Origin of the sequence: Myroides albus, assembly GCF_009711045.1 — a bacterium.
Taxonomy (GTDB): domain Bacteria; phylum Bacteroidota; class Bacteroidia; order Flavobacteriales; family Flavobacteriaceae; genus Flavobacterium; species Flavobacterium album_A.
The window spans coordinates 17,387-33,353 of the sequence record NZ_WMJX01000022.1; the positions used below are offsets into that span (position 1 = coordinate 17,387).

The following is a 15,967-nucleotide window of genomic DNA, read 5'->3' on the forward strand; positions in this document are numbered from 1 at the left end:
AACTATGTATAATCTATCTGACCATTTTAAAGAATTCGCTTTAACTTATAAGTATAATAATAAGGCTTTACAAGAAATAGTAACAATTTTAATCTCTAAAGACACTTCAATTGCTAAGTTAAAAACTTATTTGTTTGAGAATAGTATCATAATAGAGCAGATCAAACAAGAGGCTTTAGATTTTCTAGTCTTGTATGCATATTATACTTTAAAAGATGACTGTATCACTGAGGCAGAGCTTAATGACTTTATTGCTTTAAAGAGAATTTTAGCTATAAAAGAAAATGATTTTATAATTTACAAAGAGTTTCAAGTAAAAGAGATTCTAAAGCAACAGTTTTTAAGAATGTATTCCGATAAGTTTATTGATTCAAATGAAGCCATAACTCAGGTTAACCTGCAAATTATGTTTGGGCTTAGTTATGATGAGTTTGAAGAATTAAAGCAAGATGAGGTTATTAATGCTCTACTTCAAGGAGCTAATCCTAAAGACTTGGACATCTCTAGCTTACCTAAAGGCTTTGTTTTATAGTGTTTAATTATAGCAATCAGCTATTTTATTTTTATATATAATTCTAAACAATAGGAGATTAGGCCAATATATTCCAAAAGTGTCCTTTGTATTCCATGATAACTTAATTGACGTTTTATTAAGTAGATTTTGTAAATCTAAATAATAAGACTATGAATACTAATGATAAAAAGATGGTTTCAAGGCAAAGTAAAACTACTAGAAAAATAGTAAAAACACTTTCCATTTATCTAACTGAATCAGAATCTGAACAGTTTGAGAAGGTCATTGAAAAATATCAAGTTAGAAACAAATCTAATTTTGTTATCTCAAGAATATTAAACAATCAGATCAAGAGTGTTATTATAGACCCAATAGCTATAGAATACCACTCTCGTTTAACTCAACTTATCAATCATTTTAAAGCAATCGCTGTAAATTATAATACTTTAGTTCAAAAAAGCCAAGAGCAAGACAAGAAGTTAGAGGTCTATCAACAGCTTTTTAAAGAAACTATTGATCTTTCAAAACTTTGTAAAGATATAATAACGCTAACCCTAGATTTTGAGAAGATTGTCATAGATAAACAAAAAGAATATGATAGTTAGAATTGGCAAAAGCAAAGATATTCTAAATGTGCTTCGTTATAATCAAAATAAGGTGAAGGCCTGTGAGGCTAGTATTTTATATTTACACAAAGTAGCGTATCCACTTTATAAGGTGGAGGATTTATCTGTGTATTTTCAAAGGTATTTCCAAGCTTATCTTTTAAAAAATATTTCAACTCAAAGGCCAGTGAGGCACATATCGCTTAATCCTCATCCTAAGGATAAATTAAGTGATAAAGAGTTACTGCTTATAGCTAAAACTTATATGGCTAAAGTAAATTTAAAAAACCAACCTTATATTGTCTATAAACACTTTGATTTAAAAAGGATTCACATACATATTGCTACTATTGCAGTTAACTTATGGGGCAAGAAGATTGAAAAGCTCTATGATTACTCTCATGCGCATAATGCTTGTAGAGAAATCACAAAGGAGTTCGGGTTAACGGGGTATCAGAAAAAAGACAAAGGTTATAAGCGGTTTTTACTAGATATTGTAAATCACGCTGAGTTTTCGGTTTATGATCAAATAAATAGCGTTGTTTGCACTTTGCCTAAACACTATTTGTTTACAAGTTTTAAAAAGTATAACGCACTTTTATCACTTTTTAATGTCCAGGCTATTAAATCAAAAAGAAAAGACCATGTGTTTTATGTGGCTTTAGATAAAAACAAGAATAAAGCCAGTAATATTTTTTCATGTCACCGCTTTGATTTAGTAGTAGATGAAGATTTTTTAAAGAGTCACTATAATAAATCAACACAGCTAAGAGTGGATAAAACTAGTGAACTTTCAGAGCTAAAAAAGATGATTCAAGCTTATTTTAAACAAAGTAAGTCTTTTTCGGAGTTTAAAAAGCTATTGAAAAATCAAGGTATTAATATAGTTGAATTATCCAATAAGCTTAAAAAAGACTTTGTTTTTATATCTCATGAGCTTAAAGTGGTGTTTAACTTTAAAAAATTAAGTCAAAAGTTAAACTCCAAGGACAACTCCTATTTTAATACGCTTAGAAAAAAGATTGAAAATCCAATTAAAAATTTAGTGCTGCAAAGATACAACCAAAGTCAAAAGGAGTATAAAGATTTGCAGAGCCATGAGAGTTTTAATTTTTTAGAGGATTTTATGCTAGAGAGTAATCAAAGTAGTTTTGTGTGCTTTTTCAACTATCTGCTTTCAGGGCCAAGTTTTGATATGCAAGAAAAGCAGTTTGAAGACTCGATAAAGAAAAAGAAAAAAAAATCCAAGAGTAAATACTTGGTTTAACCCTAATTAATATAATGTAATATGTTTGAATTTTTCTTAGGACTTTATTGGTTGTGTTACTATTTAACTTTTAGTATAGCAAGGCTAATTTTTTTCAATAATTCTAAAAAGGATTATTATGATATAATAGGGCAGAGTAGAAGTGAGATTAACTATGAGAAATTAGAAAATAATAACCTGAAAACAAAAAATATTGATACGCTTTTAAAAGGGGAAGATCATAAATCAGCCAAAGAAATTGCCAAGCGATTAGATTAGTTTATATCAAAATTGAAAAAAGAGTAAAACCCCCTTAAAACTTTATTTTTTAGTGTCTGGTAAAATATATATTTAATTATCTTAAAAGGGTGATTTATTGCTGTTTATTTAAATTTATACTGTTTTTTTATTTGCAGTAAAGGTTAAAGTCTTTTTAATGAGATAATTATGTCTTTTTTACTCCTAGCAATTGGCAAACAAATTCATTTTTTTTTCGTATGTAAAGCCTTAAAAACTACTATTTTACTACTTTTTTAAAATGTGCTTTATTCCTGATTTTATACCTTTTTTATTTTTGTTTTTACCTTAAAGCCAGTTAGTGTCTTACTTTAGAGAGTTTAACACACCTTAAAACATGCCAATTGGCAATTTTATTCAAAAAGAGTTTACAGATTTGTAGTGTTAGCTAACATGTATTAATCACTAAAACTTGAATTATGAGTATTAATCGTTTAGAGTTTCTTTCTTGGATGAAGAGACTAACTACCAGACTAGATAGTTTAAATGAAAATATTTCTAAACTACAACTCCAAACTTTAAATGTTGATGGCGAAGAGCTTTTAGATAATCAAGATGTTCTTCAAATTTTAAAAATTTCCTACCGAACCTTGCAAAGGTACCGTTCTGAGAAAAAGCTGCCATATTATAAACTAAAAGGTAAGATTTACTACAAACTCTCGGATGTTGAAAAACTCTTAAGGGATTGTTTCTCAAGACCCATTAATGATTAACGGCCTGTAAAGGACAAATAATAACCAAATGGGGTCAACTAATAGATTCTATAGTATTTGAATATAGTTTTAAGTATTAAAAAACCTAAAAATTTATATTATGGAAACTAAAGTAAACAAACAAGAACAGCAAGTTCTTTTAGTTAGCGATGCTAAGGACAACAAAATTAAAGGAGTTAAGGGATTAAGCGAGAATGGTCGTTTACAAAGTGCGCCGGTTAACAAAGCAAATCTCAAATCCTTTTTAAAGGTAGATAAGCACGGTGATTTTTTCTCTAATTTCTTTTCCAACTTCTTTTCTCAATTAAAAGATCCGACTCAGTTTAGCTTTTTTAAAGTCCCTGAATCACTAGCCCTTAATCTAGCCAAGCAAATGCAAGAAGAGCTAGATCAAAAACAGTCTATAAACAAAGAACTTTACCTGGAGCACCAAATCGATCCAGGTAAAGTTATAGAGAGTTTAAAAAGAGAAGAATCTTCTTCTTTAATAACCAGTAAAGAATACAACCCATATAAGTACAATATAAACGAGCTTAATTGGGAGGCGCTCTCAGAGATTGGTCTATCTAAACAAAAACTTGATGAAATGGATTTATTAGAACCTTTACTAAAGGGATATAAAACAAAGGATTTAGTGATGGTGAGTTTAGACTTAGGAGCGGCTGTTTTCTCTTTAGATGCCCGTTTGAGTTTAAAAAGAGATCAAAACGGAGAGGTGGTTATGAACCTAGAGGGAGTTAAAAAGTATCCTAATTTAAATGTTCCTTTTCAAGGGCATGAATTTACCAAGCTCGATAAACACAATCTTTTAAAGACTGGTAATATGGGCAGAGTAGTAGAGCTTATCGATCCAATTTCAGGACAGAAGGTACCCTCTGTGGTTAGCGTTGATAGATTAACTAATAATCTTGCCGTGACAAGTGTGCAGGCTGTAAAAGTTCCTGTTGAGATAAAGGGAGTAGAGCTTAGTGCACAACAGATTCAAAAGCTAAAACACGGTGAGGCGGTGCTTGTGCAAGGAATGAACTCTAGTAAAGGCAATCCTTTCGATGCAGAGATTCAGTATAATGCCTCTAAAGGACATATTGAATTTTTGTTTGACAATGTCAATAAGAAAAATCAAAAAACGACCCAAAAAGACTTAAGAGTTTTTAGAGGTAAGACTCTTTCGGATTCTGAGTATAATGACCTTTTGCAAGGAAAAGCTGTATTTGTTCAAGGGATTATTGATAAGCGTGGAAATCCCTACAACGGCTATGTGAGTTATGATAAGGTAAATAATAAAACGAGTTTTTCCTTTGACAATCCAATAAACAAAGACAGTAATCAAATTAAAAACACTCAAGAGCAGAGTCAAACAAGTAAAGATAATGCTGTTTTAAGACCTAGATAAACTTTAAATATGGAACTAATAATAACTCGTAAAGCAAGTGTGGCAAGTGTTCTTGCTACGCTTGTTTTAGCTTTTGAAAAAACAAATAACTATTATTATTCAGATAAATACTATGTAACTTGGATTGGTAGTAGAGATATTATACTTAAAGCTGTTCAAGTCAATAAAAAAAATAAAGGCGAAGGCTTTGCATTTCAAGTTAAAGCCTTTGACAAGCATAAGGCAATCTTTATAGAAAATGACCATTATTATTTAAATCAGTTTACTACAATTAAAGAGTTGGCCAAAAAAAGTAAGAGTATTCTCTTTGCTACAGAGCCCAGTGAAAAAGCTGATGTTTTTTTTGCGTACTTATACAAGTATTTAAACTTAGAATTACCCTTTACAAGATTGCCGCTATTTAGTTTGGATAAGAAAAGTTTAGAAAAAGCTTTCGCAAAAAAAATGCATTATTGGCAAAAGTTGTGTTTGTTTGATAAGCCTTTGCAAAAAGATCTTGTTTATACTTTTTTAAGCGATAAGCTAAGCTATAAACTAAAACAGATTGTAAATAGCTCTGCTGGGCCAAGTTGCCTGATATCCTTTTTTCTTATTTCATTTGTTTATCAAAAACAAAAAGAGTTTCAATCTCTTGGTAGAAAAGCAAAATACTCAGTATCTGTCAGGGTTTTAATAAACGAACAAGAGTATGATAGTAATTACACTAAAAAATATAAGAATAGACAATCAGCGTTAGTTGTTTTAAATAAAATTTTAAAATCTAAATCAATATCTATTTCAAAAGTGCAAAGGGAAGTTTTAAGTGCTCAAAGACCACTTTTTTTTGATTTTATAACCCTGTGTAAAAAAGCTTATAAACAGTATGGTATCCTTTATAAAGAGACATTGAGTATTTTAAAGACTTTGTATTATCAGGGTTTTCTATTCTATCCAATTACGCTATATCGGTATCTGCCAGTGAAATTTAAAAAGGATATACCTGGGGTTTTATCACAAATTAGAGACTATTCAGATTTTAAGCATCAAATGATTTTTATAAAGAGTAAAAACCTTAATTACAAAGGCATATTAGATAATTCCAGCAGTTGTAAGTGGCCTTTGCTTGCAAGAGGACAAATACCAAAAGGCTTAGGAGTTAAACAAAAAGCTATTTATAATCTTTTGATAGAACAGATAATTTTGTGTTTTAAGCCATTTGAAGAAAAACAGCAAAAAAAAGTTCAAATATCCCTTGATTCTAATAAGCACTATTTAGAGTTTTATCTTATTTCGAAAGATAATTTTTCTTTGGTTGCAAGTAACGGTTTTAAAGCATATAATATAGTTGATTCATTAAAAGATGAGCTTTTTAGTTCTAAGAGTAAAATTCAAATAAAAAGCGCCCTTGTTGAAAAAACAAAAGTTAGAAAAAATTGTTTCTTATCTGCAAACTCTGTTTTAAAGTCATTAGAAAGGGATTTTTTGCAATTTTTAAAAACCATGGGAATAAGTCAAAACGAGCTTTGTTTTTTTGAGGACTTTTTTAAACGTGCTATTCTCTGCCTTGATAGTTTAACCTATAGTAAGATTTTAAAAACATCTAAAGCTGGAGTTACGCTAAATGGTGAAGTAACTAAACTATTTAAGGGGTTAGATTATAATATAAGTGAATTCTTGCAAAGAGTTTTCGAGCTTGAAATATTGTTTTACAGGTATACAAAAACAGACATTGATAAAGCAAATTTAGATAAGAAAGTAAATGAGCTTGTTGGGTTTTTTAATAATACTAAAAAGGTTTATTCTCTAGAGAATAAATCCACTTTATGTCCTTTTTGTCAAAAGCATAACCTAGAGTTTTACTTGGATAGGGTTATTTGTCAAAACAAGCAGTGTAAATGGAGTCTAAAGCGTCAGATATCGGGTGTTTATTTATCTGTTTGTGATGTAAATCAGCTTATACAAAAAAGAAAATCATCTTCTTTGTTTGAGTTCAAAATAGGTAAACACAGTAAAGTTAAAGGTTATTTACGTCTTAATAAAAACTGTGAGTTACAATATGAATTTATATAATTAAAGTGGAGACTTTTTAGGATTTGCTTTTATTTAAAAGATGGGCCAAATCAGGATCGTTTTCAATTCTTAAAAGCTCATTTTTTATAATCTTTTCAATGTCTTTTTTGATTTGGTTGTAGTTATCTTGAATTGCTTTGTCTAGAAAGTCTTCATTTTTGTAGTTTGTAAAAGAGGTTATAGTGGGGATTGTTTTGTAGTTTTTTTGCTCTTGATTGACTTTGTTTGTGTCTATTTTAATGTGAGCATGGAAGATTTTCTGCTCTATTTTTTGATCAAAGTTATCAGCCACGGCCCCAACGAAGATTCCTTGACTAAGAGTGGATATTTTCGAGGAAGGTATTAACATATCTAATTGAGTGGATATTGAAGAAGATCTATCGTATCTATTAATTGATATGCTTTGACGCTTTTGTAGAATTTTTCCAAATCTCTCGGATAATTGTTTGGCTGTTTCACCAACTACTTGACCTGAAAATATATTTCCCACTGTGTTTTGAATAACTTTACTTTCTTTGTCTCCATAGTCTCTATTTAGTTGAGAGAAGTCTTGAAATCCTAAACATACTGCTACTTTATTACTTCTAGCCGTGGCTATTAAATTGTCGAGTCCTCTGAAGTAAATTGTAGGTAACTCATCTATAATAACAGCGCTTTTTAGTTTATCTTTTTGATTGATTAGTTTTACAATTCTTGAATTGTAAAGTCCTAATGCAGCTGAGTAAATATTTTGTCTATCCGGGTTATTGCCAACACACAATATCTTAGGTTCTTCTGGATTATTGATATCAAGGCTGAAGTCATCTCCACTCATAACCCAGTAAAGTGAGGGTGATATCATTCGCGATAAAGGGATTTTAGCCGAGGCTATTTGACCTTGTAGTTGTTCTTGCGCGCCACCTTGCCATGCGTCCATAAAGGCAGATAGGTAATTCTCTAAAGAGGGATAGCTTGTTAAAATGGTAAATACATCTTTATACTTTTTGTTTAGTAGTTCTATGGCATGAGGAAAGCTACAATACTTACCTTTTTTGTAGATTTTCAAAAACCAAATTATTGCCGCTAACAGGATAATTGGCGATTCAACAAAAAAATCTCCTTGTTTTTGAATCCATGATCTATTTAAATTAAGCATAATGGTATAAGCCGATTCATAGGCATCGGATATGTCTTTTATAAACTTGGAGTTTATAGGGTTGCACCTGTGACTTTTTCTGGGGTTATCAAAGTTAATAACATAGAATTTGGGCTTTACTTTGTATTTATCGCTATGTAAAAGTAGATGATTATAAGCTATAGTGGATAGGTCATCAAATTTAAAGTCATAGATATACATTGAAAACCCTTTTTCGATTAATTGCTTGATATAGCTGTTAATAACCGCAAAGCTTTTACCCGAACCTGGTGTACCCAGAACAATGGTGGCTCTAAAAGGGTTAATAATGTTTATCCAACCTTTGTGCGTTTTGTTTTTATATAAAAACTCAGTGGGTAAGTTAACCGAATATTTATTTTCAATAAGACGGGTTTCTTGCCAAAAGCTTTCATTTTCAAAATTAAATACATCTTCAAGTAAATCATCTGATAAAAGCCTACTTATCCAAGCTCCTGATATTAGAAGAAGTAGGTATCCTAAAAAAGTGCTTAAAATATAAGTGATATTTGACAGGGTAGATTGATAGTCAAGTAACCAAAAGTTTAAAAAGTATAATATAAAACCAACAAAGAACACAAAAAATATTTTTCTTAGAGTTATCAACGGATCTTTTACACCTTTTTGTCCCCAAAGACTTAGAGCTAGCAAAACAAAACAACAGAGTTTTGTAACTAAAGGATGATAGAAAAGAAAAGAGTGTTTATTAAAGCCTAAAAGTATTTGGTTTACAACCAGACTATAGATGTTAGTCTTAACAAACAAGTAGTAGCAATACCAGTATAGGTGAATAAGTAATAGTAGAATACTAACTGCTCTTAATAATGAAAGAATTTTAGATAGCGCTTTTAAATCATCTTCACTTTGCATAGCATATTAATTAGTGGGTTAGAATTAAAAGTACAAAGCCTTGTTTTAATTCTTAACCCATGACCTTGTATTGTACTGTTTGTCCTTTTAAAACCTATGCTTGTAAGTCAATTGTATCAGTGCTCAGTAATTTGATTATAATAATTAACATTTTAGAGTTTTCTTAAATTAACTCACTTATGATAGCTATTTATTTTTATTAAAGTATTTAAAATTTGTAATTAAAGTCTAATACGATTCTTTGTTTGAGTGAGTGATTATAAATGAAATAAAATGTCTTTTACTAAAAGAAAGTGAGTGTCTACGGAATTTTTAGGAAAATTCAAGGTTATATAATGTGAATACCGTACTTTTGTTTTTTCGTTGTAAAAGGACAATTTTTTGACTAAATACGACGTTTGGAAAAGGAATAAAAGTTGTTGCTTTGCAAAGCGGCAATAAATAAAAATGTTATGAGTAAAGAATATAAAATCGCTGTCATAGGTCAAGGCTATGTTGGTTTACCTTTGGCATTAGCCTTTGCTAAACACTATTCTGTTGTGGGGTATGATATTAAAAAAGAAAGAGTAGAGCAACTTAAACAAGGGGTGGACCTAACTAAAGAGGTAGAAATTGACCAGTTAAAAGTCTCTCTTTTGGAATATCAGACTTCAGGAGGAATACGGGGGTATTTGCCAAGTTACACTTTAGAGGATTTGGCTCAAGCCAATGTTTTCATCATAACTGTTCCAACGCCAATCAACCAGTTTAATGCACCAGATTTGTCTCCGTTAAAAGGAGCTTCGAAACTCATCGCCTCTGTGATTAAAAAAGGAGATATTGTGATTTACGAATCGACAGTATATCCAGGATGTACAGAAGAAGAGTGTATTCCTGTTATTGAGCAGTTTTCAACGCTTAAGTTCAATCAAGATTTTTACGTAGGTTATTCACCAGAGCGCATTAACCCTGGAGATAAAGTCAATACCTTAGAGACAATTGTCAAAGTAACTTCAGGTAGTACACCAATTGTCGCAGAAGAAATAGACCTATTATACCGCATGATTATCAAAGCGGGCACCCATAAAGCACCTTCGTTAAAAGTAGCAGAAGCTGCAAAGGTGATAGAGAACGCTCAGCGCGATGTCAATATCTCTTTTGTCAATGAATTAGCCCTGATCTTCGATAGAATTGGAATAGATACCCAAGATGTTTTAGAGGCAGCAGGAACTAAATTCAATTTCCTTAAATACAAACCAGGATTAGTAGGAGGACACTGTATATCAGTAGATCCGTATTACTTAGCACATAAAGCCATTCAAGTTGGGTATTACCCTGATGTGATTTTATCAGGACGTCGTGTGAACGATGAGATTCCTGTATTTATTGCGAGTAAGGTGGTGAAATTAATGATACAAAAGGGGATAGACGTGAGTCGCTCTAGAGTATTGTTATTGGGTTTTGCCTTTAAGGAGAACTGTCCAGATACACGTAATACCAAGGTGGCTAAGATCTATGAGGAATTAGTTTCTTATGGTATCGAGGTTGATGTATATGATCCATGGGTAAACCCTGAGGAGGTGAGAGAAGAATACGGGATTGAGGTGATAACCACTATTGATGAAGTTGAAAAAAGAGTGTATCAAACAAGTGATCATCGTTTACCTTCTACGAATAAACATTATGAGGGAGTAGTTTTAACTACTGCACATACTGATTTTCGTGCACTTGACATCGAGAATATGATATCTTCACCAGCGGTTATCTATGATGCGAAAGCAGCATTAGATAGAGAAATAATAGATAGTAGATTGTAATAATATTTAAGTATAGAGAAGCATAAAATGAAAAAGAATTTAATTGTATTTGGTACAAGGCCAGAGGCTATTAAAATGGCTCCACTGGTAAAAGAGTTTAAAAAGCACAATGATCAGTTTGACACTCGTGTATGTGTAACTGCGCAACACAGAGAGATGCTTGACCAAGTTTTAGAGTTTTTTGATATCGTACCTGAATACGATTTGAATTTAATGAAGCCTAATCAGAATTTATATTCTTTAACAGGAGATATTATCACAGGATTAAAGCCTGTTTTAGAGGAGTTCAAGCCTGATTATGTTTATGTTCATGGGGACACTACTACTACAATGTCAGCGAGTATTGCAGCTTTTTATAGTGGAGCTGAAGTGTGTCACGTTGAGGCAGGGCTTAGAACCCACAATAAGCGTGCTCCTTTCCCAGAAGAAATCAATCGTCAGATTACTGGTCGTGTAACAGATTACCACTTTGCACCAACTCAAGCTTCTCAAGAGAATTTATTAAGGGAGAATATATCTCAAAAGAATATCTTAATTACAGGAAATACTGTGATTGATGCTTTATTAGAGAGTGTAGAACGAGTAGAAGATTTAGAAAACGAAGAAATTATACAATTAAAACAAATTGTTGATTCTTCTAGGAAATTAATACTTGTTACAGGTCATAGACGTGAGAATCATGGAGATGGCTTTATTCGCATTTGTGAGGCGCTAAAGGAAATAGCTTTAACACATACTGATGTTCAAATTATATATCCAGTACATTTAAACCCGAATGTAAAAGGGCCAGTTTATGATATACTTTCAGGGATTGACAATATCAAATTAATTAATCCATTAGCTTATCCTTCTTTTGTTTGGTTGATGAATAAAAGTTATATGATTGTAACGGATAGTGGAGGAGTACAAGAAGAAGCACCAAGTCTTGGAAAGCCTGTTTTAGTTATGCGTGATACAACAGAGCGTCCTGAAGCAGTAGCAGCAGGGACTGTGATTTTGGTAGGAACAAGTAAAGACAAAATTGTTAAAGAGGCGAATAGTTTATTGACAGATACAAATCGTTATGCGAAGATGTCAGCTCTACACAATCCTTACGGAGATGGAAAAGCATGTGAACGTATAGTAGAGTTTATTGGGAAATTAAAGTAAGAAAATAAAGTTATTTGTAATAGAAAAAATATAGTGATGAGTACACAAGTAGTAACAATAGGTTTAGGTTATATTGGGTTACCAACCTCTGCATTAATAGCTCAAAATAAGATTGCAGTGCATGGTGTGGATATTTCACAGCATGTAGTAGATACAATTAACGCAGGTAAGATTCATATTGTAGAACCTGATTTAGACAAGGCGGTGGCAGAAGCTGTACAGGCAGGTTATTTAAAAGCAGCAACAACTCCTATTGAAGCCAATACATATTTAATTGTTGTTCCTACTCCTTTTAAAGGAAATCACGAACCAGATATTTCATATGTAAAAGCGGCGACTACAGCTATACTTCCATTATTGAAAGAAGGTGATTTATATATCATCGAGTCTACCTCTCCTGTGGGTACGACAGAAAAGATGATGGAATATATCTTTACAGAACGCCCAGAGCTTGAAGGTAAGATATTTTTAGCTTATTGTCCCGAGCGTGTATTGCCAGGAAATGTAATGTATGAATTAGTACATAATGACCGTGTTATTGGTGGTGTTAATGAAGCTTCTACCCAAAAGGCTGTAGCATTCTATAGCCAATTTGTCAAAGGAACCTTACACAAAACAAATGCGCGTACAGCAGAGATGTGTAAGCTGACAGAAAACTCTTCTCGCGACGTGCAAATTGCATTTGCTAATGAGTTATCGCTTATTTGTGATAAAGCAGGGATTAATGTATGGGAATTAATCGAATTAGCAAATAAACATCCACGAGTAAATATCTTGCAACCAGGATGTGGAGTAGGGGGGCATTGTATTGCAGTAGATCCATACTTTATCGTATCTGAATTTCCTATGGAATCAAGAATTATTGGTCAAGCTCGTGAGATTAATAATTATAAGTCATTTTGGTGTGCAGAGAAAGTAAAGTCAGCTCGCTTAGAATTTGAGCTAAAACAAGGTCGTCAACCTGCTATTGCAGTAATGGGATTAGCATTTAAACCAAATATTGACGATTTGCGTGAGTCACCAGCTATTTATATAGCAGAGCGTATTTTACAAGACTCTGGAGATGCAGATTTGTTTATTGTAGAGCCAAATGTACATGATCATAAAGTGTTTAAATTAACAGACTATAAAGAAGCTATAGAAAAAGCAGATATCATTGTGTTCTTAGTGGCGCATAATGAGTTTAAAGCATTGGAAATTCCCCAAGATAAAGTAGTGTTGGATTTTTGTGGAATTAAAAGACTTTAGAATGCATTTAATATTTAAAATTTTTGATAGAATTTTTAGATTTACTAGGGGTTTCTTTTTTTATTCTTATGTAAAGTTATGTGGGGGTACTATTAAAAGTATTCCGAGAATAGGTAAAAATGTAATATGGAAATATCCACCTCATAAAGGTGTTTCTTTTGGTTTTAATTTAGATATTGGTAGCAATTCTTTTATAGAAGTACCTAAAGGTAGTACTTTAAAAGTTGGAGATAATGTTAAGTTTACTTTTAATGTTGTTATTTCAGCGTTAAATAGAGTCGAGATTGGTAACGATACTTTAATTGCTGAGTTTTGCAGTTTAAGAGATTCTACTCATAAAACGGAAAAATTCTCACCTATTAGAAAGCAAGATGCTTTATATGGAAATATTATTGTTGGTAATGATGTTTGGATTGGTAGAAATTGTACTATTCTTATGAATGTAGTACTTGACGATGGATGTATTATAGGTGCTAATTCTTTATGTTCTAAGAATAGATTTAAAAAGAATTGTGTTTACATTGGAGTTCCTGCAAAATTTTTAAAAAACAGATAAAATATAATTTAATGAGGGTTTTAGTAGCAGTTCAAACATATTCAGTGCCTGGAATGAAGGTTTCTCATTTCTTTGTACAAGTTAGAAATCTATATTATAAAAAATTTGGGTTAGATATAGATGTGTTGAATTTTAGTACCAAAGAGGATTATGTAATTGATGATATAAAGGTATATTCGAAAAATAGTGCTTTAGTAAGAGTTAAGAAAGGCGAATATGATATTTTAATATCCCATCAACCAAATTTGAGGAGTCATTTGTTTTTCTTTTTAAAGTATAGCAAGTATTTTAAAAAGAAAATTCATGTGTTTCATGGACATGAAGTGTTAAATGTTAGAAAAGTGTATTCTAAGCCTTATAGTTTTGATAAATCTAATAAGTTTTTTAAGAATATTTTTCAAAGTACTTATGATAATTTAAAGTTAATTATATGGAACAAAGTTTATAGTAGGGATATTGTCAATACACATTATTTATTTGTTAGTAATTGGATGTACGACGAGTTTTTAAAATGGACAAAAGTCGATAAAAATACTTTTGATAGAGTATCTTCAATAACATATAACTGTGTAGGTGAATATTTTGAAACGAATAATTATTCATTATTGCTTCCTAAAGAATTTGATTTTATCACTATAAGAGGTAATTTAAATGGTTCTAAATATTGTATAGATTTAATAAACGATTTAGCTTATAATAATCCTAACATGAGTTTTCTTGTTGTAGGTAAAGGAACTGTTTGGAATTACATTAAGAAAGCACCAAATATTACTTGGTTAGATACTTTTTTGACACATGATGAAATTATAAAGTTGTTGGATAAGAGTAAATGTGCTTTAATGCCAACAAGAACTGATGCTCAAGGATTAATGATGTGTGAAATGGCAACATTTGGTATACCTGTAATTACTTCTGATATAAAAGTTTGTCATGAGGTTTTTGATGATTTTGAAAATGTAAAGTTTATTGATAATAACGATTTAAAAACAGATTTAGAAGTAATTTTAAAAGAGTTAGAAGCAGGCTTACCTTATACTAAAAACACAAAGTATTTTGCTGAAAATACTGTGGTTAAGGAAGTGAAATTAATTCGTGATTTTTTTAAATAAATGGAGTATATATTTGGTGTTTTACAGCTACTATTAATTATTGTAATCATTAAACGTGAATATGATAATAAGTCACCTGTTATCTTTATGTGGGCCACATTGTTAATTATGTTTGCTATTCCGCATTTTATAACAGTATTGTTTAAAAGTTCTAATTATTCTGATAGCGTTTTATTTGAAGCTTCTGTTTTTGTAACTTTATTTTGTATAATATATTTATTATCACGTGTTTTATTGTTTAAAGCAAATAGAATCGTATTGAATTCAAATTTGTTTAGGATACCTATTAATAAAGAACAGATATTTACTATTTTATTAATAGGTTTATTCTTAGTTGTAGCATTTAAATTTTATATGATAGTAAAAACAGCAGGTAGTTTGTTTTCATCCTCTTGGGCAACTGGTCGTGAAATTTCTAATTCTGAAAATTATTTGTCGCTATCAAACTTAATTCTAAGTATGTATTATCCTTTTAGTTCTGTTTTATTACTTTCTTTAATTAATAAGAAGAGGAAATATGTTATTTGGAGTAGTTTAATTATTATTTTATGCGTGTTAGTTACAAGAAATAGAATAGAAATTTTACCACTTTTAATAAGTTATATTTTATATTATATCTCAAAAGGAGCAAATTTATCTTTAAAAAAAATAGTCTATTTTTCGTTTGTTGGACTTGTAAGTATGTATCTTATTTATGCTCTTTTGATCTTCCGACACTATGGCACTTTTGGTGACTTTATTAGTAATTTCGAATTTAATGATTTTAATTCTAGAATTTTTGATAAAGTTAGTGAAGGAGGCGAGTTGAATTTAAGGGAGGTTTTTTATTATTTCATAGAAAATGATAATAATTTTAAAGATTTTGAAAAAGGACATACTTATATTAGGATGTTATTAGTACTAATACCAACTAGTTTTTCTTTTGGAATTAAACCTCCTGATTTTGCAATTACTATGGGGGCTGCATATATGCCTTATTTACAAGGATTTAGTACTCATCCAACTTTATTTGGTGATGCTTATGCGAATTTAGGTGTTTTTGGATGTTTATTAGGTGTTTTCTGGGCGTTTTTTGCTTTTTTTTGGGATAATGTAATTCGTAATTTAAAATCTTCTTTAGCACGTGTTATGGTCGTCGTATCTTTGTGTAGTTCATATATTATTATTGCACGTGGTTCCGTTTATAATGCTTTTGCTATATTTATTTTCGGTTTAATTATTATTTATTTTTACAGTATAGTCAGTAAAATTTTTTTATCAAAAGTTTAG

14 protein-coding genes are annotated in these 15,967 nt (G+C 30.9%); 13 read left to right on the top strand and 1 reads right to left on the bottom strand.

Annotated elements, in window-relative coordinates:
* Nucleotides 1-4 precede the first annotated feature (4 nt).
* From GJV76_RS10480 to GJV76_RS10510, 7 genes are all read left to right on the top strand, one after another.
* Nucleotides 5-532 carry a hypothetical protein gene (locus GJV76_RS10480; RefSeq protein WP_155092567.1) on the top strand — a complete coding sequence of 176 codons (528 nt, stop codon included), beginning with the start codon at nucleotides 5-7 and terminating at the stop codon, nucleotides 530-532.
* A gap of 152 nt (nucleotides 533-684) precedes the next feature.
* On the top strand, nucleotides 685-1,119 hold the full coding sequence (locus GJV76_RS10485; protein ID WP_155092568.1) for a plasmid mobilization protein: 435 nt from the start codon (nucleotides 685-687) through the stop codon (nucleotides 1,117-1,119).
* A complete protein-coding gene (locus GJV76_RS10490; protein WP_155092569.1) occupies nucleotides 1,109-2,386 on the top strand; it encodes a relaxase/mobilization nuclease domain-containing protein in 1,278 nt (425 codons plus the stop codon). Before GJV76_RS10485 ends, GJV76_RS10490 begins: the two co-directional genes overlap by 11 nt.
* A 21-nt stretch (nucleotides 2,387-2,407) precedes the next feature.
* Complete coding sequence (locus tag GJV76_RS10495; RefSeq protein ID WP_155092570.1) at nucleotides 2,408-2,644, top strand: hypothetical protein; 237 nt, start codon at nucleotides 2,408-2,410, stop codon at nucleotides 2,642-2,644.
* A gap of 437 nt (nucleotides 2,645-3,081) precedes the next feature.
* Nucleotides 3,082-3,375 (top strand): helix-turn-helix domain-containing protein, encoded by a 294-nt coding sequence (locus GJV76_RS10500; protein WP_155092571.1) that lies wholly within the window; start codon nucleotides 3,082-3,084, stop codon nucleotides 3,373-3,375.
* Between the two features lie 100 nt (nucleotides 3,376-3,475).
* On the top strand, nucleotides 3,476-4,768 hold the full coding sequence (locus GJV76_RS10505; protein ID WP_155092572.1) for a DUF3945 domain-containing protein: 1,293 nt from the start codon (nucleotides 3,476-3,478) through the stop codon (nucleotides 4,766-4,768).
* A 9-nt stretch (nucleotides 4,769-4,777) separates the two neighbouring features.
* A complete protein-coding gene (locus GJV76_RS10510) occupies nucleotides 4,778-6,817 on the top strand; it encodes a DNA topoisomerase (protein ID WP_155092573.1) in 2,040 nt (679 codons plus the stop codon).
* 16 nt (nucleotides 6,818-6,833) lie between these two features.
* Here the strand turns inward: GJV76_RS10510 and mobC are convergent, their stop codons facing one another.
* A complete protein-coding gene (gene mobC / locus GJV76_RS10515; protein WP_155092574.1) occupies nucleotides 6,834-8,840 on the bottom strand; it encodes a conjugal transfer protein MobC in 2,007 nt (668 codons plus the stop codon).
* Nucleotides 8,841-9,292: 452 nt separating this feature from the next.
* On the opposite strand from mobC, the gene GJV76_RS10520 reads away from it, so the two are divergent.
* Genes GJV76_RS10520 through GJV76_RS10545 form a run of 6 tightly spaced genes read left to right on the top strand, consistent with a single transcriptional unit; the run spans nucleotide 9,293 to nucleotide 15,967 of the window.
* Nucleotides 9,293-10,636 (top strand): nucleotide sugar dehydrogenase, encoded by a 1,344-nt coding sequence (locus GJV76_RS10520; protein WP_155092575.1) that lies wholly within the window; start codon nucleotides 9,293-9,295, stop codon nucleotides 10,634-10,636.
* 27 nt (nucleotides 10,637-10,663) lie between these two features.
* Entirely contained in the window at nucleotides 10,664-11,785 is a 1,122-nt protein-coding gene (gene wecB, locus GJV76_RS10525; RefSeq protein ID WP_155092576.1) for a non-hydrolyzing UDP-N-acetylglucosamine 2-epimerase, read from the top strand.
* Between the two features lie 36 nt (nucleotides 11,786-11,821).
* Entirely contained in the window at nucleotides 11,822-13,033 is a 1,212-nt protein-coding gene (gene wecC / locus GJV76_RS10530) for a UDP-N-acetyl-D-mannosamine dehydrogenase (protein ID WP_155092577.1), read from the top strand.
* 1 nt (nucleotide 13,034) lies between these two features.
* On the top strand, nucleotides 13,035-13,589 hold the full coding sequence (locus GJV76_RS10535; RefSeq protein WP_155092578.1) for an acyltransferase: 555 nt from the start codon (nucleotides 13,035-13,037) through the stop codon (nucleotides 13,587-13,589).
* 11 nt (nucleotides 13,590-13,600) lie between these two features.
* On the top strand, nucleotides 13,601-14,698 hold the full coding sequence (locus GJV76_RS10540; protein WP_155092579.1) for a glycosyltransferase: 1,098 nt from the start codon (nucleotides 13,601-13,603) through the stop codon (nucleotides 14,696-14,698).
* A complete protein-coding gene (locus tag GJV76_RS10545; RefSeq protein ID WP_155092580.1) occupies nucleotides 14,699-15,967 on the top strand; it encodes an O-antigen polymerase in 1,269 nt (422 codons plus the stop codon).